Origin of the sequence: Brachybacterium halotolerans (assembly GCF_016623465.1) — a bacterium.
Taxonomy (GTDB): Bacteria; Actinomycetota; Actinomycetes; order Actinomycetales; family Dermabacteraceae; genus Brachybacterium; species Brachybacterium halotolerans.
Genome location: NZ_JAEDAJ010000006.1, coordinates 20,109 through 38,647, shown reverse-complemented (window position 1 = coordinate 38,647; position 18,539 = coordinate 20,109). Strand labels below are relative to the sequence as shown.

At 69.7% G+C, this 18,539-nt stretch carries 18 protein-coding genes and 1 tRNA gene; 12 read left to right on the top strand and 7 right to left on the bottom strand.

What is annotated here, in order from left to right:
• The first annotated feature begins 7 nt into the window (after positions 1–7).
• Positions 8–83, top strand: a tRNA-Thr gene (locus I8D64_RS11070).
• Positions 84–357: 274 nt separating this feature from the next.
• Here the strand turns inward: I8D64_RS11070 and I8D64_RS11065 are convergent.
• Positions 358–759, bottom strand: a complete 402-nt coding sequence (locus I8D64_RS11065; protein ID WP_200502746.1) for a hypothetical protein — start codon at positions 757–759, stop codon at positions 358–360.
• A gap of 1,100 nt (positions 760–1,859) precedes the next feature.
• Between I8D64_RS11065 and I8D64_RS11060 the strand changes: the two genes are divergently transcribed.
• Entirely contained in the window at positions 1,860–2,372 is a 513-nt protein-coding gene (locus I8D64_RS11060) for a GNAT family N-acetyltransferase (protein WP_200502745.1), read from the top strand.
• 63 nt (positions 2,373–2,435) lie between these two features.
• On the opposite strand, the gene I8D64_RS11055 is transcribed toward I8D64_RS11060, so the two are convergent.
• From I8D64_RS11055 to I8D64_RS17825, 3 genes are all read right to left on the bottom strand, one after another.
• Positions 2,436–3,182, bottom strand: coding sequence for an SDR family NAD(P)-dependent oxidoreductase (locus I8D64_RS11055; RefSeq protein WP_200502744.1), 747 nt, complete (start codon positions 3,180–3,182; stop codon positions 2,436–2,438).
• Between the two features lie 123 nt (positions 3,183–3,305).
• Complete coding sequence (locus tag I8D64_RS11050) at positions 3,306–4,127, bottom strand: response regulator transcription factor (RefSeq protein ID WP_200502743.1); 822 nt, start codon at positions 4,125–4,127, stop codon at positions 3,306–3,308.
• A 49-nt stretch (positions 4,128–4,176) separates the two neighbouring features.
• Positions 4,177–5,370 (bottom strand): histidine kinase, encoded by a 1,194-nt coding sequence (locus I8D64_RS17825; protein WP_200502742.1) that lies wholly within the window; start codon positions 5,368–5,370, stop codon positions 4,177–4,179.
• A 185-nt stretch (positions 5,371–5,555) separates the two neighbouring features.
• On the opposite strand from I8D64_RS17825, the gene I8D64_RS11040 reads away from it, so the two are divergent.
• From I8D64_RS11040 to I8D64_RS11030, 3 genes are all read left to right on the top strand, one after another.
• Positions 5,556–5,825: a hypothetical protein gene (locus tag I8D64_RS11040; protein WP_200502740.1), complete on the top strand. Its 270-nt coding sequence runs from the start codon at positions 5,556–5,558 to the stop codon at positions 5,823–5,825.
• Between the two features lie 158 nt (positions 5,826–5,983).
• Complete coding sequence (locus I8D64_RS11035) at positions 5,984–6,448, top strand: Fur family transcriptional regulator (protein ID WP_200502738.1); 465 nt, start codon at positions 5,984–5,986, stop codon at positions 6,446–6,448.
• Between the two features lie 148 nt (positions 6,449–6,596).
• A complete protein-coding gene (locus I8D64_RS11030; protein ID WP_200502736.1) occupies positions 6,597–8,108 on the top strand; it encodes a catalase in 1,512 nt (503 codons plus the stop codon).
• A gap of 162 nt (positions 8,109–8,270) precedes the next feature.
• On the opposite strand, the gene I8D64_RS11025 is transcribed toward I8D64_RS11030, so the two are convergent.
• Both I8D64_RS11025 and I8D64_RS11020 read right to left on the bottom strand, forming a co-directional pair.
• Complete coding sequence (locus I8D64_RS11025; protein ID WP_200502735.1) at positions 8,271–8,654, bottom strand: universal stress protein; 384 nt, start codon at positions 8,652–8,654, stop codon at positions 8,271–8,273.
• Between the two features lie 33 nt (positions 8,655–8,687).
• A complete protein-coding gene (locus tag I8D64_RS11020) occupies positions 8,688–9,374 on the bottom strand; it encodes a lysophospholipid acyltransferase family protein (RefSeq protein ID WP_228359063.1) in 687 nt (228 codons plus the stop codon).
• 246 nt (positions 9,375–9,620) lie between these two features.
• Between I8D64_RS11020 and I8D64_RS11015 the strand changes: the two genes are divergently transcribed.
• The 6 genes from I8D64_RS11015 (at position 9,621) to I8D64_RS17640 (ending at position 16,285) form a co-directional block, all read left to right on the top strand.
• Entirely contained in the window at positions 9,621–11,276 is a 1,656-nt protein-coding gene (locus I8D64_RS11015; RefSeq protein WP_200502734.1) for a Gfo/Idh/MocA family oxidoreductase, read from the top strand.
• Positions 11,277–12,036: 760 nt separating this feature from the next.
• A complete protein-coding gene (gene nrdH / locus I8D64_RS11010) occupies positions 12,037–12,294 on the top strand; it encodes a glutaredoxin-like protein NrdH (protein ID WP_200502733.1) in 258 nt (85 codons plus the stop codon).
• 29 nt (positions 12,295–12,323) lie between these two features.
• A complete protein-coding gene (gene nrdI, locus I8D64_RS11005) occupies positions 12,324–12,722 on the top strand; it encodes a class Ib ribonucleoside-diphosphate reductase assembly flavoprotein NrdI (protein ID WP_200502729.1) in 399 nt (132 codons plus the stop codon).
• A gap of 5 nt (positions 12,723–12,727) precedes the next feature.
• Complete coding sequence (gene nrdE / locus I8D64_RS11000) at positions 12,728–14,860, top strand: class 1b ribonucleoside-diphosphate reductase subunit alpha (RefSeq protein ID WP_200502727.1); 2,133 nt, start codon at positions 12,728–12,730, stop codon at positions 14,858–14,860.
• A 163-nt stretch (positions 14,861–15,023) separates the two neighbouring features.
• Positions 15,024–15,551 carry a hypothetical protein gene (locus tag I8D64_RS10995; RefSeq protein WP_200502725.1) on the top strand — a complete coding sequence of 176 codons (528 nt, stop codon included), beginning with the start codon at positions 15,024–15,026 and terminating at the stop codon, positions 15,549–15,551.
• Positions 15,552–16,162: 611 nt separating this feature from the next.
• The gene (locus tag I8D64_RS17640) at positions 16,163–16,285 is read left to right on the top strand and encodes a hypothetical protein (protein ID WP_281392202.1); all 123 of its coding nucleotides are present in this window, start codon (positions 16,163–16,165) and stop codon (positions 16,283–16,285) included.
• A 24-nt stretch (positions 16,286–16,309) separates the two neighbouring features.
• Here I8D64_RS17640 and I8D64_RS10990 read toward each other — a convergent pair whose 3' ends face one another.
• Positions 16,310–17,308 carry an NAD(P)-dependent oxidoreductase gene (locus I8D64_RS10990; RefSeq protein ID WP_200502723.1) on the bottom strand — a complete coding sequence of 333 codons (999 nt, stop codon included), beginning with the start codon at positions 17,306–17,308 and terminating at the stop codon, positions 16,310–16,312.
• Positions 17,309–17,407: 99 nt separating this feature from the next.
• Here I8D64_RS10990 and I8D64_RS10985 point away from each other — a divergent pair, with 99 nt between their 5' ends.
• Positions 17,408–18,490, top strand: coding sequence for a D-2-hydroxyacid dehydrogenase (locus tag I8D64_RS10985; protein ID WP_200502721.1), 1,083 nt, complete (start codon positions 17,408–17,410; stop codon positions 18,488–18,490).
• Positions 18,491–18,539 lie beyond the last annotated feature (49 nt).

The following is an 18,539-nucleotide window of genomic DNA, read 5'->3' as shown; positions in this document are numbered from 1 at the left end:
CGGGCGCGCCGCCTTAGCTCAGTCGGTAGAGCGATTCACTCGTAATGAATAGGTCGCCGGTTCGATTCCGGCAGGCGGCTCCAGAGAACGGCGCCTCACCAGCCACGTCGCTGGCGAGGGGCCGTTTCCGTTCGCCCTGAAATCGCGCCCAGGGTCGGAAAATGGCCGGGAAACGACGCAGCGGACACGGAAGAGATCGTCCACATCGAGCGCTAGCCGTCCAGCTATGGCACGTACCTCGCTGCGCTGGCCCCTGTCCTGGGTTGCGTAGGTTGACGCGGATGCGCTTCCTCACGCTTCCAGCTGGTTGACGCGACCCAGTAGGGCGGGCGCAGCGGTCCGCGCGGGGTTCAGGGGTCAGAACGCCACGGACTCACTGCCCAGCGCCTGGTCGACGTACCTGGAAAGCTCGATCTTCGAGGTGACCGCCAGGAAGTCGTCGCCTCGCGCCATGATCCCGTGACCGAGCTGCTCCTCCAGAGTCTTCGACCAGTTGTCGAGGACATCCTGTTTGTCGGCGACGATGAGGGAAAGGTTCCGTCCGCAGGTGGCCACGGTGTACTCCTCCTCTGGGTCCATCCGCCAGTCACATGTTGCGCCGGCGTTGGTGATCGCGTTCTCGTAGTCTTGTGCGTGCAGGTAGTGGTCGGGTGGCGCTGCCTTCACGACCTGCTCGCCTTCGGGTCCGCTGCAAGCGGCGAAGGTGGCGGCGGCGGCGAGAGCGGCTGTCGAGGCGAGTGCACGTCGGACGATTGCCATGCGGACTCCTGTCGTGGGATTCGGCAACCGGGTTGGCTACCCACCGTGCCAGGGGTGGGTGGAGATGTCTCGGGGCTTGGGGTCACGATCGCGTTGCGGTGTCCCGTGGCATTGCGTGCCTCTGGCGGCCGTCAGGAGCGCCGACACGGCGGTTTCGTGGCTGGTCTCAGGAAGGGAACTCAAGGTCAGGATCCCGCGAGCGCACCTTGCGCACTTCGGGTAATTCCTGGAGTATGACGACTCGCGTAGGCTCGAGAGCGATGGGGGATAGGGATGCAGGATCGAGAGGGCGAGCGGCCGGGGTCTGGTCGACGCGCACTGCTGAAGGGGGCCGCGTGGGCAACGCCTGTCGCGTTGACGTCCGTGGCAGCCCCGGCTTTGGCTGCGTCTGCACCCGCAGTCTCGGGAAGCACGAACATCACATCGAACTGCTCGACGAGCGGGACTACCACCACTCAAACATTGGGTTTGGGCGAAACTTCTGCTTACCCGACGTTCGGGTTTTGGATGGATGACGTGCCCAGCGGTTCAACGCCTACTGGTGCCCGCTTCACAATCTACTTCTCGACGTCGTTCGGAACTCTGACGTGGACACGAACGAGTACAGGGTCGACGACGTGGAGCGTGCCGACTGTCGATTCGACTGCTCCTGCGATAACGGGGTACACGGCATACACGACGACGTACTCAGGTGCTTGGACCTATGACTCGCAGAGGCGGCGGTATCGCGTCAATGGCGTGATCGGGTTCCAGGCTGTACGGACTGCTGCCAGCTGTATTGACCCGGTGACGATCTACTCACTGCGTCGAGCGACCTGGAACGGCCAGGCTTACTCAGTGCGGCGCGGCCCCTCGAATCTCGTCACGTCCTGATCTGATCTCCGCGACATCCTCAGCATCGATCGTCCCGCTCGTGCGACAAGAGTAAGGTTCCGAGGCTCCGCCGATCTCTGTGACGGAGACGTCCGCGTGTCGAACGCACCCTGTGTCATGGCGCTGGCGCTGGGGCTTCGCGCCCGCGTTGAAGTCGGGGCGGCGGACAGGGCGGGCACCACGGCGGCGCGCGCGTGCGGGGCTGGTGCGGGTAGGGTCACCGGGTGATGACCGAGTGCGAATGGCTGGTGCGCCCTGAGGAGCCGGGCGACGTCGAAGCCGTGCGGATGGTGATCCGGTCCGCATTCGAGACGTCGGACGAGGCCGATCTCGTCGACAGGCTGCGCACGGACCCGGCATGGGTCCCGGGTCTGTCGTACGTCGCGTGCGCACCGGATGCACGGGTCGTGGCGCACGCATTGTTGACGCGATGTCACATAGGGGACGTCCCCGCCCTGTGCCTCGCCCCGTGCGCAGTGCTTCCCGGAGCCCAGCGTCGCGGTGCGGGAGCCGCCGTGATCGGCGCGCTGCTCCACGCCGCGGGGGCTCTGGGCGAGCGGTTCGTGGTGGTGCTCGGTCATCCCGGCTACTACCCGCGGTTCGGGTTCGAGCCGGCGATCCCCCAGGGCATCCGGCTGAGCATCGACGTGCCCGCGGACGCGTTGATGGTGACGGCTCTCGACGATGCGGGGCCTCTGCCGACGGGAGTCGTCCGCTACGCGGAGCCCTTCGGCATCTGAGGGGCCGCGACCGGCCCTCTATCGCGGCGAGCGCCCTCGCTTCCGACGCCCGCGGCAGGGACCTCACATCCCACCTGCCACCCTGATGGCGGCACCCGTGGTGTAGCCCGCGTCGTCGGAGAGCAGATGGAGAACGGCGGGTGCGATCTCCTCGGGGTACCCCGCGCGGCCCCAGGGCACCGACGGGGCCACCTTCGCCGGGCGGTCGGGGTCCTGATGGAAGTCGGTCCACACCGTGCCCGGCTGGACGCAGTTCACGCGGATCCCGCGCGGTGCGAGCTCCTTGGACAGGCCCACCGTGAGCGCGTCGACCCCCGCCTTCGCGGCGGCGTAGTGCACGTAGGCACCCGGGCTGCCGATCGTGGACGCCGCGGAGCTGATCAGCACGATCGAGCCCTTGGACTCCGTCAGTGCGGGGATCGCGGCCCGTACCGTGAGGACCGCTCCGAGCAGGTTCACCTCGAGATCCCGTCGTATCGCCTCGGGGTCGAGATCCACCAGCGGTCCGACGGCGGAGACGGCGCCGGCGGACGCGACCACTCCTCCCAGGGTTCCCATGCGCTCTGCTCGATCGAGGAAGCCCTGCAGGGCCTCGGCGTCGGTGACGTCCACGCGCTCGATCTGGGCGATGCCGCCGGCCTCGCGCAATCGGATGCACAGGTCCTGTGCCGCCTGCGAATCGGAGCGGTATCCGATGAGGACGTCCCACCCCGCCCGTGCCGCCGACTCGGCCACCGCTGCGCCGATCCCTCGCGAACCGCCCGTGATGGCCAGGACCCTCCGGTCCTCGCTCTGTGACGCGTCATCCATCGCTCTCGTCCTTCCTGTGGTCATCGGTGTCCGACCTCGGATCGTGGGCGCCCGTCGGGTGACCCGGCCGTCCGGTGACCATGGTCTGCTTCCGGTCCCGGTCCCGGTCCCGGGGCCGCCCGCTCACTGCCGCCGGTTCGGCGCGGAGACGAGGCCGAGCTCGAAAGCGCGCACGGCGACCTGCAGACGCGAGGAGCAGTCGAGCTTCGTCATCAGGGAGCCGACGTGCGACTTCACCGTGGACTCGGAGAGGCTCAGGCGCTCGGCGATGCGTGCGTTGGACTCCGCTTCGCAGACAAGCTCGAGGACGTCCCGCTCACGGTCGGTGAGGGCGAAGCGGGCCGCGGCGGCGTCCGCCTCCCGCTGCCCGTCGGCGTTCGCCGCCGTCGGTGACGGCGGCGACGCGACGGGGAGCGGCATCGAGCCGCCGGCGGCGTCCGGTGAGGTGCCACCCTCCGAGTGAGTCGTGGGGGAGGGGGAGCGCTCCGCGCTGGCCTGCGGGGCGATGGATCCGTCGCCGGTCTCCTTCGACGCCGTCTGGGCGAGGTGCGCGGCGAGTTCCGGGGTGATCACGGTGCCTGCGCGCACTGCCGCCGCGCGCACGGCGGCGGCGAGGGCCGCAGCGGTCGTCGACTTCAGCAGGAAGCCCACGGCGCCCGCGCCGATCGCCGCCGCGACCTGCTCCTCGGTGCCGAAGGTCGTGAGCACCATGACGGCGGGCGCGCCGGGGCGGGCACTGATCCGACGCGTCGCGGCGATGCCGTCCATCCCCGGCAGCACCAGGTCCATGAGCACGACGTCGGGCGACGCCGTGTCCAGGGCGTCGAGAGCCGCCTCCGCGCTGTCGACCGACCGCTCCACGTGCACGTCGTCCTCCCGGGCGAGGTAGCCCTCGAGCGCGGTGCGGACGATGGGGTCGTCGTCGCAGATCAGCACGGTGATCATAGGGGCGTCGTCCTCTCGGGGCGATGTGGCGCGAAGGCCGGTCGGGCCGTCAACGGCCGGTATCGGTGGGGAGCTGGATGCGAGTGAGGAAGGTGTCGCCGTCGCGCTGGGTCTCGATGGCTCCGCCGACGGCCTCGAGCTGTTCTCGGAGGCCCCGAAGGCCGTCGCCGCCGTCCACACGGACGACGGGGTCGTGGTCGATCGTATTGCGGACCAGCAGTTCCACACCATCCGACATGGCCGCGGACATGATCGCGACGGGGTACTCGCTGTCGGCATGGCGGATCACGTTGGCCACGACCTCCCACAGACAGCGCGAGAGCACGGGGGAGGCCGAGGGCGGCACCGGCGCATCGGACTCCGAGCTGAGATTCACGGTGAAATCGGCGGCAAGCAGGCGGTCGCGCGCGGCCTGGAGCGCGTCGTCCCAGCTCGCGGCGTGGACCGTGACGCCGTAGGTCGTGGGATCCGTGGCGCCGTCGGCCGGCACGTCCGTGCGCAGCGACTCCATGAGGCTGCGCAGTTCATCGGTCGAGAGGCGGGCGGTGCGTGAGATCCTCGCGAAAGCCTCTGCTTCCGCGGCGGAGACGCCATCGGCGTGCTGCGCGGTCTCGGCGAGCAGGATGACCTCGGTGATCGCCCGGACTCCTGTGTCGTGCAGGTCGCGGGCGATGGCGCGGCGCTGCTCAGCCAGGTCGAAGGCATGGCGGGCGCGCTCGGCGGCAACATGGACGATCATCGAGCGCCACATGGCCCCCAGCAGATACGCGGCCGCGAGCAGGAAGATCCACACGAGCGCGTTGGCGAACAGCTCGGCGTTGGTATGCGCAGTGCGTTCCGAGGCGATCGTGATGACGCCCGTGTGCCACACCCCGATCGCGATCGCCGGGAGCAGGCGCCCAGCACCCGCGCAGGTCGCGAGTGAGATCGGCGAGACGAGCACCCCGAGCCCGGGGGTCGAGCCCGGATCGATCAGTGCGAGGCTGAGCACGATGCCGGTCAGAACACCTCCGGCGACGGGACGGACCAGCGCGAGGCCGCCGGCAAGGCTCAGACCGATCCCCATGAGTGCAGAGGGCGTGCCGTAGGGGAACGTCGAGGGAACGATGAGGGCCGCCAGGAAGAGGGTGATCGCGGCGGTCGCTCCGGCGCTGATGCGCAGCGATCCCGAGATCTCGCCCGAAGGCCGGAACAACCCGTTGAGGGCGCGCGTCCACAGGGCGTGGAGTCCTCCGGTCTTCACCGTCGACTCGACGCTTCGTGTCTCAAGGGGTCCCTGGGAGCGCATCGTGCTCAGCGTAGTGTGCGAGCACGATCGCGGCTCCTCCTGTGTCAGGAACCGAGTGCGGTGCTCAGATGGCAGGTGAGCCATGGTCGCAGGGTCGATGACGGCCCGTCCACCCGGTTGATCTGCTGAGGAGCCTTGCCATGTCCCGTTCACTTCGTACCTTCTCCCGCCCTGCTTCCGCTCTGCTCGCCGCCGCCGCGCTCTGCCTCGGTGCCTTCGCTCTCCCGGGCGCGGCATCCGCTGCCGAGTCCCAGGGCGCCGTCATCGCCGGTGACGGGCAGGAGGTCCAGACACCCCGCGAACGCGCCCTCGAGGGTGGTGTCGCCGCGTCCGATTCGCTGCACCAGGAGGCAGTGATCTGCTGGATCGCTCCTGCGTTCCCGTGGATCTGCCGTCAGCCGGGGAAGTGACCCGGCCGCTTCGACACTCGCACGCATGACGACCGCGACCCGATCGCAGATGGCGATCGGGTCGCGGTGTGTCAGAAAATATTCGGCGTTCGTGCGTGGCGCAGGTTTGACGGAGTCATCTTCTGGATCTGGTCCAGAAAACGTAGTAGCCTGGAGCCATGACGACCGATCTGGCTGAGGACCTGCGCTCCGCAGGTCTTCGCGTCACCGCTCCGCGGCTGGCGACGCTCGCGGTCGTCGCCGAGTGTCAGCATGCCGAGGCGGATGACATCGCCGCCGCGGTGCGCGAACGACTCGGCACGGTGTCCCGGCAGGCCGTCTATGACGTGCTGCACGCGCTCACCGATGCGGGCCTGCTGCGCCGCGTCGCCACCGGTGCCCGCAGCGCCGCCCGTTACGAGATCCACCGGCATGACAACCACCACCACATGGTGTGCCGGGTGTGCGGTCGCCTCGAGGACGTGCCCTGCACGATCGGCGAGGCGCCGTGCCTGACGCCCTCCCACGACCACGGCTTCGAGATCGAGGTCGCGGAGGTGCTTTTCCGCGGCGTGTGCTCCGCATGCCGCACGGCATCGGCGTCTCCCGGGACCACGGTCCCGAGCGGCGCCGAGGCCGGCTGAGATCTGCTGATCCGAGTTCCGTCGATCCCAGCGACATCCGTCGAACACTGCGAAGAACTGCGAACCCCCGCACCGCTCTCGCCCGAGCGGTGCGGGACCCCAACGTCCCGGCGACCGCTGCCGGGGCTCGCCCCGAGAAGGAGAGATCGTGACCACGTTCGACCCCACCGGCGACACCACGCCGACCATCCCCTCGACCGCCGAGAACGGCGCCCCGCGCGAGAGCGATGCCAACTCCCTCTCCGTCGGCCCCGACGGCCCCCTGATGCTCCACGACGTCGCCCTCGTCGAGAAGCTCGCCCGCTTCGACCGCGAGCGCATCCCGGAGCGCAGCCCGCACGCCAAGGGCTCCGGCGCCTTCGGCGAGCTCGAGATCACCGAGGACGTCTCGCAGTACACGAAGGCCGGCCTCTTCCAGAAGGGCGCCAAGACCCCGATGCTCGCGCGGTTCTCGACCGTCGCCGGCGAGCTCGGCTCTCCCGACACCTGGCGTGACGTGCGCGGCTTCGCGCTGAAGTTCTACACGCAGGAGGGCAACTTCGACATCGTCGGGAACAACACCCCGGTGTTCTTCGTCCGCGATCCCATGAAGTTCCCCGACTTCATCCACTCCCAGAAGCGCACCCCGGACTCCGGCCTGCGCGACAACACGATGCAGTGGGACTTCTGGACACTCTCCCCGGAGAGCGCCCACCAGGTCTCCTACCTCATGGGCGACCGCGGCCTGCCCAAGACCTGGCGCCACATGAACGGCTACTCCTCCCACACCTACCTGTGGGTCAACGAGGCCGGCGAGAAGTTCTGGGTCAAGTACCACTTCCTCACCGAGCAGGGCGTGGAGTTCCTGACCAACGACGAGGCCGACGAGCTGGCGGGCCTGGACGGCGACTACCACCGCCGCGACCTCTTCGAGTCGATCTCGAACGGCGACTTCCCGTCCTGGAGGCTCGAGGTGCAGGTCATGCCCTACGAGGACGCGAAGACCTACCGCTTCAACCCCTTCGACCTCACGAAGACCTGGTCGAAGAAGGACTACCCGCGCATCCCTGTCGGCCGCTTCACGCTGAACCAGAACCCGGTCAACCACTTCGCGCAGGTCGAGCAGGCCGCCTTCAGCCCCTCGAACCTCGTGCCCGGCACCGGCGTCTCGCCCGACAAGATGCTGCTGGGCCGCGTGTTCTCCTACCCGGACGCGCAGCGCAACCGCCTGGGCACCAACTTCAACCAGCTGCCCGTGAACCGTCCTGTCGTGGAGACCAACTCCTACGACAAGGAGGGCTCGATGGAGTTCTTCCACAGCGGCAACGCCCCGGTGTACTCCCCGAACTCGTTCGGTCGCTCGTACCAGGACGCCCAGGGCCCGGTCGACAACGGCTGGGAGTCCGACGGCACCCTGGTGCGCCAGGCCTACACCCTGCGCTCCGATGACGACGACTTCGGCCAGGCCCACACGCTGGTCCGCGAGGTCATGGACGAGGGCGAGCGCGAGCGCCTCATCGAGACGGTCTCCGGCGCTCTCGCCACCGTGATCGAGCCGGTCCTCTCGAACGCCTTCCAGTACTGGAAGAACATCGACCAGGAGGTCGGCGAGCGGATCGAGAAGGCCGTGCGCGAGAACGCCGGCGACCAGGTCCCCGGCGCGGATCCGCGCTCCGAGTGATCCCTTCGGCGGCGTGAGCGCACGCCGCCGCACGGGCGAGGCCCGGACCCGAGCGATCGGGTCCGGGCCTCGCTGTGTCCGGGTCCGGTGCCGGGCTGTGTCCGGTGCCGGACGTCGGTGCCGGGCCCGGGGTGCGACGCGGTCGGGGAGAGGGGAGCGCCCTCAGACGACGAGCACGTCGCAGGGGGCGGAGAGCAGCAGCTTCTGCGGGGTCACGCCCAGGAGATGCCGGGCGACGTCGCGCTCGCGACGCAGACCGATCACCAGCAGCTCGGCCTTCTCTCGCTCGACGGTGTCCAGCAGGACGTCGGCGATGTCGTCCTCGCTGCTCTCCTGACGGATGTCGACCCGCACGGCCGAGCCGCGCAGGCGGTCTGCCGCCGCGTCGAGGTCACCCTCGCTGGCGTGGCGGGGATCCTGCTCGTCGCCCTGCCTGACCACGTTGAGCACGATCAGCGGGCCGCCGCGCTCCTCGGCCGCGGTGCGCGCCGTGTCCAGCGCGTCGAATCCCACCGGGGTGGGGATGAAGCCGACCACCACTGCCACGTTGACCTCCTGTGTCGGGCGGGGAGAACGATCCTATGCGCTCGCGCCGGTCCCCGCGCCGCGGGGCTGCGCGCCCGGGGCCCACTCCTGGCCGGAGAGCCGCTGGATCTCGGTCATGATCCGATCGGTGGCCAGGCGCCGGCGGGCGCCCGCGCTCAGGTCCGTCGGCAGGTCCGAGAGATCGATCGGCGCCCCGAAGCGCATGTCGGGACGGTACCGGGTGGGCATCTTCCGTCCCTTCAGGAACAGGTTCTGCGTGCCTGCCAGGCCCAGCGGGATGACGGGGGCGCCGGACTCGAGGGCGAGCCAGGCCGCGCCCGGCTGGCCCTTGTGCAGCAGCCCGTCGCGACTGCGGGAGCCCTCGGGGTAGATGCCGAAGCCCTCGCCGGCCTTCAGCACGTCCAGGGCGGCGTCGAGCGCGCCCCGGCCGGAGCTCAGGGCCTCGCGGTCCAGCGGCACGGTGCCCACGGAGTTCATGAACCACTTCTGGATGCGGCCCTTGAGGCCGCCGTTCTTCCAGAACACGTCCTTGGAGACGAATCGGACCATGCGCGGGGACACCACGGGGATGATGAAGCTGTCCACGTTGGCCAGATGGTTGGAGGCCAGCAGGAACGCACCGGTGCGCGGGATGTTCTCGAGCCCGGTGATGCGGGGGCGCCAGTAGGCGGTGAACATGGGCCCCAGGACCGGACGGGTGAGCGTGTAGAGGAACGGCACGGGCACCACGATAGCGGCGCGCGGTCGTGCCTCCCACACCCTGTGTCCGCGCCCTCGCCGCGCGAGACGCGCGAGGGTCCGGATCAGCGCGCTGTGGTAGAACAGCGGCACGTGCCGACGGCCGTGGACGCGGAGCCCGAGCACCTCGCGCATGCCCGCGCGCGCCCGTGCACGCTCCGGTTCCCGGCCGGCCCGCTCCACCCCTGACCTGCCCGTCCCGCTCATCCCGCGAGGAGAACCGCCCGCATGCCGAGGATCCTGAACATCGCCGTCATCGGTGCCGGAACGATGGCGCAGGCCGTGCATCTGCCCGTGCTGCGCCGCCGCTGGGACCGCTTCGCGGTGACCGCTCTCGTGGACCACTCGCCGCGGCGTCGGCGCGAATCGGCCGACGTCTGGGGCGTCGAGGAGGAGCATCGCTTCGAGACCGTCGCCGATCTCGTCGCCGCCGTGCGCGCGAAGGACGTCGCCCTCGACGCGGCGGTCCTCGCGACCGACGGCCTGCACGTCGAGGATCTCCTCCTGCTGCTGCGCCGCGGGATCCCCGTGCTCGTCGAGCCCCCGCTGGGGTACTCGGCCCAGGAGGTCGCCAGGATCAGCGACTTCGAGCGGCTCGTGGGCCGACGCCTGGTGATGATGGCCTACCCGCAGCAGTACGACGAGGTGCTCGACGAGGTCGTCGAGAACATCCGCGCGCGCGACGTGCGCATGATCGACCACGAGGTGCTGATGCCCGCCTCCGGTCCTCTGTTCGGTCGCGCGCACGTGACCGCGTCCGCCTACGACCTGCCGTCTGAGAAGCGCCAGGAGCGTCGCAAGACCCTGCAGGAGGCGGTCGTCGCCGGCGCGGGGGAGGGCGCGACCCAGCGCGATCGCGACCTCTACGTGAAGGGACTGCTCACGGGCATCGCCCACCAGCTCGCCATCACCGAGCGCATCTACGGTCCGCTCACCGAGCTCACCGCCGTGCGTCACTGGCCCAAGGGCGTCATCCCCGGCTCGCTCGAGCTGCTGGGGGAGCTCGAGGACGGCGCTCCCGTGCGCCTGGTCTGGCACTATCTCCCCTTCGCCCCCGAGTACTCGGAGACCTACGAGGTGCTCTCGGCGCGCAAGCGGATCGACCTCGCGCTCGAGCCGCCGTCGTTCGTGGACTCCCGCTCCCGCAGCTCCCTGCGCGAGAAGGAGCACGGCCGTGTGGTCGTCACCTCCCGCTCCTCCGACCTCGGCGCGGCCGAGTCCATGTGGGAGGCCTTCCACGAGTTCGTCGACAAGGGCAAGGAGCCCCACGCCGGCGCCGCCGAGGCCCTCGCCCAGGTCGAGATCCTGCGCGAGGTCCTGAAGACCCTCGTCCAGGCCGACGGCCGATCCCTCGAGGCGGATCCCGAGGAGGAGGCCCCGGACCAGGCGGAGGCCTCGGACCGGACGGAGGTCTCGGAGCAGGCGGAGGACGCCGGCGCGACCGAGGACACCAGTGCGGCGGAGGATGCCGACGACGCCGATGCCGATGCTGGTGCCGACGACGTCGCCGACTCCGTGGCGGAGTCGGACGGATCGGAGGCCGCAGCCGGGTCGACCGCATCGGACGAGGACTCCGCCGCGCCGTCGGCCGAGAGCACCTCCGTGCGGATCGGTCCGCTGACCCCGGTGCCCGGCACCGGCGAGATCCCGCCCGCGGCGCCGACCGAGGACCTCTCCTCGGCCGCCGACCAGCTCGAGGCGGCGCGGTCCGCGCAGCCGCAGGCGACGAGTGCCGGGACCGCAGCGTCCCGGGACGACGACCCGCACCAGGCCGCCGTCGACACCGATCGCGCCGAGCCGGCGGACGGCGATGCCTGGGCGGCCGCGGCCGATGATGCCGCGAAGGACGCGGCGACGGAGGGCGAGGAGCCCCCGCGCTCCTGAACGGCGCTCCGCGCACCTGAACGAAGTGCGCGTGTTCCGGGGTCGAGCCGCACCCTCACGTCGAGCCGCGCCTCCCAGAGCCGTGCGCGCGCACCCAACAGGGCCGCACGTCGTCCGGCACCGCTCGCTGTCGGTCCGGGGACCGCCCGGACCATGCCCCGGAGTGCTCATCGACCCTCGGCGGGACCGGGCGTCGATCCGTCCCGTGAGCGCTCGGTCGCGCGGGGCCGGAGTGCTCGGCCGGCGACGTTCTGACGACACGCCGAGCGGGCGTCCGACTGTGGATGACGAGCTCTCGTGGGAGCCCTCGCCCCGGCGCTGCACGACACGCCGACGACACGCCGATCCGACACGGATTTTCGGGGCGCGCACCACTGTTCGCCGGGTCCCCGGGGGAGTCGTCATCCACCGTCCGACGGGGCGTATCGGGGCGTTCCACAGCGCTGTCCACAGCATCCGCGCAGACGATGCGCGTTCGTCCCCAGCTGACCCACGTCCGTCCACAGTCCGTCACCATCGGATTGTGGATAACAGTCTTGTAGTTCAGTACATCTTGTGGTGCAGACGTCGGGGCACCACTAGGTGTAGTGTTGGAGAGGTCGGCGCGGATCCCGCAGGGCACCGCTCGGCAGGCCGCGAGAACCCCTCGACGACCTCGTCGAACACCCTTCGATCCCCGCCCCACACACCCTCCTTCGCACACCGGATCCCGCAGCTCGGGCCCCGGCGACACGATCCCCACCGAGAAAGGCATCGCCCGATGGCCATCACCGTGTACTCGAAGCCCATGTGCGTCCAGTGCGACGCGACCAAGCGCGCCCTCACCAAGTCGGGCGTCGACTACGACGTCGTCGACATCACCGAGGACGCCGAGGCGCTCGCCCACGTGAAGTCGATGGGCTACGTGCAGGCGCCCGTCGTGGTCGCCGGTGAGGACCACTGGTCGGGCTTCCGCCCCGACAAGATCAAGGCCGTTGCGGCCGCCGGCGCCGAGGGCGCCCGCGCCGCAGCCATCTGAGCGCTCCCGATCATGCGGAGGTGAGGAGGATGGGAACCCTCGTCTACTTCTCCTCCGTGTCCGGCAACACCCATCGCTTCGTGCAGAAGCTGGACATGCCGGCCAGCAGGATCCCACTCCATCGCACGGAGGATCCGCTCGTCATGGACGAGGAGTACGTGCTGATGGTGCCGACCTATGGCGGCGGCAACGGACGCGGAGCAGTCCCGAAGCAGGTCATCAAGTTCCTCAACGACGAACGCAACCGGGATCTGATCCGGGGAGTCATCACCGCGGGGAACACGAATTTCGGCGAGGCCTACGGCCTGGCCGGCGAGATCATCTCGGCGAAGTGCCGGGTCCCGCACATGTACAGGTTCGAGCTGTTGGGCACGCCGCGAGACGTGCAGCAGGTCCACGACGGATTGGAAGAGTTTTGGCGACACTGACCGAGATGCCTTCGGTGGAGCATCACAAGTCCCTCGACTATCACGCGCTGAACGCGATGCTGAACCTCTACGGGGCTGACGGGAAGATCCAGTTCGACAAGGATCGTCTCGCCGCCCGTGAGTACTTCCTGCAGCACGTGAACCCCAACACGGTGTTCTTCCACTCCCTGCGGGAGAAGATCGACTACCTCGTCGAGAACGAGTACTACGAGGCCGAGGTGCTGGACCAGTACTCCTTCGATTTCGTCGAGGAGCTGTCGGAGCAGGCCTTCGCGAAGAAGTTCCGCTTCCCGACGTTCCTGGGCGCCTTCAAGTACTACACCTCGTACACGCTGAAGACCTTCGACGGCAAGCGGTACCTCGAGCGCTTCGAGGACCGCGTGGTCATGGTGGCCCTGACCCTCGCCCGCGGTGACGAGGAGCTGGCCCGTCGGATCGTCGACGAGGTGCTCGACGGCCGCTTCCAGCCCGCGACCCCCACGTTCCTCAACGCCGGGAAGGCCCAGCGCGGCGAGCTCGTCTCGTGCTTCCTGCTGCGCATGGAGGACAACATGGAGTCCATCGGCCGCGGCATCAACTCCGCGCTGCAGCTGTCCAAGCGCGGCGGCGGCGTCGCCCTGCTGCTGTCGAACCTGCGCGAGTACGGTGCGCCGATCAAGCACATCGAGAACCAGTCCAGCGGCGTCATCCCCGTGATGAAGCTGCTCGAGGACTCCTTCTCCTACGCGAACCAGCTCGGTGCGCGTCAGGGCGCGGGCGCGGTGTACCTCCACGCGCACCACCCGGACATCATGCGGTTCCTGGACACCAAGCGCGAGAACGCGGACGAGAAGATCCGCATCAAGACCCTCTCGCTGGGTGTCGTGATCCCCGACATCACCTTCGAGCTCGCGAAGAACAACGAGCCGATGTACCTGTTCTCCCCGTACGACGTGGAGCGCGAGTACGGCAAGCCGTACGCGGATGTGTCGATCTCCGAGAACTACCGCGACATGGTCGACAACCCGCGGATCGCGAAGAAGAAGATCAAGGCCCGCGACTTCTTCCAGACCCTCGCGGAGATCCAGTTCGAGTCCGGCTACCCGTACATCATGTTCGAGGACACGGTGAACAGGGCGAACCCGATCGCCGGCAAGGTCACCCACTCGAACCTGTGCTCGGAGATCCTGCAGGTCGCGACCCCGTCGCACATGAACAACGACCTTACCTACGACGAGATGGGTCGCGACATCTCCTGCAACCTGGGGTCGCTGAACATCGCCAAGGCGATGGACTCCCCGGACTTCGAGCGCACGATCAGCACCGCGATCCGCGCGCTGACGGCGGTCTCGGACACCTCGGACATCGAGTCCGTGCCCACGATCGCGGAGGGCAACCGCAAGTCCCACGCGATCGGCCTGGGGCAGATGAATCTCCACGGCTACCTGGCGCGCGAGGGCATCTACTACGGGTCCGACGAGGGCCTGGACTTCACGAACATGTACTTCTACGCGGTCACCTACCAGGCCATCAAGGCCTCCATGGGGCTCGCCAAGGAGCTCGGCGAGACGTTCTACGACTTCGAGAACTCGAAGTACGGGACCGGAGAGTACTTCGACAAGTACACCGATGAGGTGTGGGAGCCGCGCACCGCGAAGGTCCGCGAGCTGTTCGCGAACTCGAACGTGCACCTGCCCAGCCAGGACGACTGGAAGCAGCTGCGCGAGGACGTGAAGGCCCACGGCATGTACAACGCGTACCTGCAGGCGGTCCCGCCGACCGGGTCGATCTCCTACATCAACCACTCGACCTCGTCGATCCACCCGATCGTCTCCAAGATCGAGATCCGCAAGGAGGGGAAGATCGGCCGCGTCTACTACCCGGCGCCGTTCATGACGAACGACAACCTGGAGTACTACCAGGACGCGTACGAGATCGGCTACGAGAAGATCGTGGACACCTACGCCGAGGCCACCAAGCACGTGGACCAGGGCCTGAGCCTCACGCTCTTCTTCCCCGACACCGCCACCACGCGCGACGTCAACAAGGCGCAGATCTACGCATGGCGCAAGGGCATCAAGACCCTCTACTACATCCGCCTGCGGCAGATGGCGATCGAGGGCACCGAGGTCGAGGGCTGCGTCAGCTGCATGCTGTGACGCTCCGCGAGCTCTGATCGGAGCCCCAGGCGCCGTCTCCGGACGGCCGACGGGCCAGGACGGGCGGGTCTCCTGAGGGAGGCCCGCCCGTCCGTGCGTGCGGGGACCGGCATCGGTGCGCGGCCCGGGCGTCGGTGCGTGGCCGCCGTGCCACCGTGTGTGCATGCCGGACCTCAGCACCTTCGCCGCGCTCGTGGGAGCCGCGCTCGTCGGGACGTGCATCTGGATGCGTCGCGGGCGCACACCCCGCTCGCGGTTCTGGGTGCGCAGGTGGACCGCATGGGACCCCCGGCCGACGGTCGATGCGGAGCTGTTCTTCCTCGTGTGGTGGCCGGTCCTCGGGATCTGGCTGCTGATCGCGGGGCTCTCCGGACTGATTCAGGCTCTCGGCGTCGGTTCGCAGAACCTCTCTGCCGTGGTCGCGCTCGGGGGCGGTCTGCTCGCCCTGGCCGTCATCGCAGTGCTCATGATCGGATCGGGAATCCCCCGGGTGTCGATGCCCGGTCGCACGAATCTGCTCCGCCCGTGGATCTATCCGGCGTGGCTGCGAGACCTGCGCGCGATCGAGCGACGCTGGGAGAAGGAGCAGCTGCTGCCGGTCTGGGAGAGGTCCGAGGTGGGGACCCGTCCATGGACGGTGCTCGAGGAGAACGGGGCGCCCGATGGTGCGCGCGATGTGCCACCATCGTGACCGGCGCCGTCCGGAGCGCCTCGACGACGGGGAGGTCATGCGGTGCCCTTCGGCGGATCCGCGCGCGATCGAGCGTTCGCCGCTCTCAACAGGGATCTCCGCCGGGCCGCGCGTCGGAGCGGCGCCCCGGTCCTCACGATCTCGCAGACATCGAACGAGAGCGTGCGCTATCCTGAGCTGATCCCCACGCTGCTGGACTGGTACGAGAACGTCGACGCGAAGACCCGGCTCGCACAGCCGCGCGACCGGGCCCAGCTGCTGGACGCGGTCGCACGTTCGCTGGTCACCCCGGACGCGCCGCACGAGGAGACGTTCGGACTGGCCGTGCGCTACCTGGACTCCCATCCGCCCGCCCACCAGGTCGACCTGCAGGGCTCCACGGTCCTGGCGTCGTGCCACTCGTCCCCGGCGGACCCGGACGATCGGGTCGAGATGGCACGCCTGGCCGGTGACCGCGAGCTGGGGGAGGGGCGGGCGCCGATCCTCGAATGGCTGATCGCCCGGAAGGTCTCGTGCCGTCATCTGGAGCTTTTGGACCTCGCCCTCCGCGAGCTCGAGGACCCGCCGTCGCGGCGCACATCATGCGGCGCCTGCGCAGGCTCCCTCCGGATGTGCTGCCGGCCGACATCGCGGACCCGGTCCGCCCGTACCTGGACGCGGAGCAGGACGAGTCCCGCAGGCAGGCGCGGCTGCTGCTCGAGAAGATCGACGGGGAGGGTGGGGCCGACGCGTGAGGAGCGAGGAGCGCAACGGCGCGTTCAGCCCCGCTGCTCGGTGAAGCGCCGTGTGGCCGCGAGGTCGCGGTCGCCCAGGCCCGCCTCGACGAGCTCGTCGAACGCCGCACGCAGGGCGGGGAGGAGCGCGCCGTGGGTGCCCGTCGCCTCGGCGATCTCGCCGGCGAAGCGCAGATCCTTGACCATGTACTTCGCGACGCCGGAGGGGGAGTCGTCCCCGGTCACGAACTTCTCGCGGCGCGAGGCCATGAGGTTCGAGCCCGCGTAGCCGCCCTGCAGCAGCTCGAAGAGGGTGCCCAGGTCGAGGCCGCTGCGCTCGGCGAGCACGGTCACCTCGCCGAGGGCGAGCGCGGTGGCGCTGACGATCATCTGGTTGCAGGACTTCGCGACCTCGCCCGCCCCGAGCGGTCCCAGGCGCACCGGGTTCCCGCAGGGCGCGAGCAGGCGGGCGGCCTCGGCGGCGTCGTCCTCGGCGCCGCCCAGCATGATGGCGAGCGTGCCCGCCTGCGCGCCGTCCTCGCCCCCGGAGACCGGGCAGTCGACCACGCGCACGCGGCCGCCGCTCTCCGCGGCCAGGCGCTCGCCGAGCTCTCGCACCTGCACGGAGGAGGAGGTCGAGCCGATCATCAGCAGCAGCTCGCCGGCGGAGGCGAGCAGGCCGTCCTCTCCGCCCAGCAGCGGCTCGAGATCCGGCAGATCGGGGAGCATCACGAGGATCGCGTCGACCGCCTCGGCGAGCTCGCGCGGGGTCTGGGCCCACCGTGCTCCCTGCGCGGTGAGCTGCGGCTTCGGCGTGCGGGAGTGGACGGTGAGGGAGCCGTGGGCGCGCAGCAGGTGCTCGGCCATCGGCAGTCCCATGGATCCCAGTCCGAGCACGCCCACGCGCGGGGAGCCGGGTCCGGGGGCCGTCGAGGGCTCGGTGGGCGAGTCCTCCGCGTCCTTCGAGTGTTTCGCGTTCTCCGCGCCGTGAGCGGTCGCGACGAGGCGAGCGGGATCGGGGCGGACGTCGTCGTCAGTGCTCATGGCCCGACTCTAACCTGTCGCGCAACACAGGGAACGGTGTCCAACATATTGAACACGAGTTAGGGTGGTCCTGCCTCCCATCCGAGCGAAGGAGCTCCCATGAGCCAGACCCCTCCCGCCGACCGCGAGACGCCCGAAGGACGCACGCGCGTCGTGGTCGCCGTCGACCTCCCCGAGGACCTCTGCGCGCTCATCGAGCGCAGCGAGCCGCGCGCCGAGGTGATCCGCGACCACGCGCTCTACCGCCCGCGTCGCGGACCCGCCGACTGGTCGGGCGACCCGGAGCGCGTGCGCACGCCCGCGCAGCAGGCCGCCTTCGAGCAGATGGTTGACTCCGCCGACGTGCTCTTCTCGCTGCCCGACGTCGACCCCTCGGCCCTCGCACGCACCGTCCGCGCGAACCCGCGTCTGCGCTGGGTGCAGACGATGGCCGCGGGCGGCGGCTCCCAGGTGCGCGCCGCCGGACTCGCCTCCGAGGACCTCGAGCGCATCGCCTTCACGACCACCGCCGGCGTCCACGGCGCGCCGCTCGCCGAGTTCGCCGTGCTCGGGGTGCTCGCCGGCGCGAAGTCCCTCCCGCGCCTGCTCGCCCAGCAGCGCGAGCATGAGTGGAGCGAGCGCTGGGAGATGCGGCACCTCGACGAGATGACCGTGCTCGTCGTCGGTCTCGGCGGCATCGGGAAGGCCTGCGCGGCGCGCTTCAGCGCGCTCGGCGCCCACGTGCTCGGCACGACCCGCAGCGGCCAGGCGGTCAAGGGCGTCGACGAGCTCGTGCCGATCGACGACCTCGCCGACGCCGTCGCCCGCGCCGACGCCGTCGTGCTCACCCTCCCCGGCACCGACGCGACCGAGGGCCTCGTGCGCGAGGACGTGCTCGCGAAGGCGCGCCCGGGGACGATCCTCGTGAACGTCGGTCGCGGCACCGTCGTCGACGAGCCCGCCCTGCTGCGCGCCCTCGAGGACGGCCGCATCGGCTTCGCCGCGCTCGACGTCTTCGCGACCGAGCCGCTGCCCGCGGCGAGCCCTCTGTGGGATCATCCCCATGTCCTGGTCAGCCCGCACACCGCCGCCCTCGACACCCGCGAGGAGGAGAGGATCGTGCGGCTGTTCGTGGACAACCTCGCCCGCCACCTCGACGGACGCCCGCTGCGCAACGCCGTGGACACCGTCGAGTTCTACTGAGTGCGGCGGCGCGACGGGCCGACGGGGGCGCGCGCCCCGCGCGGCGCCC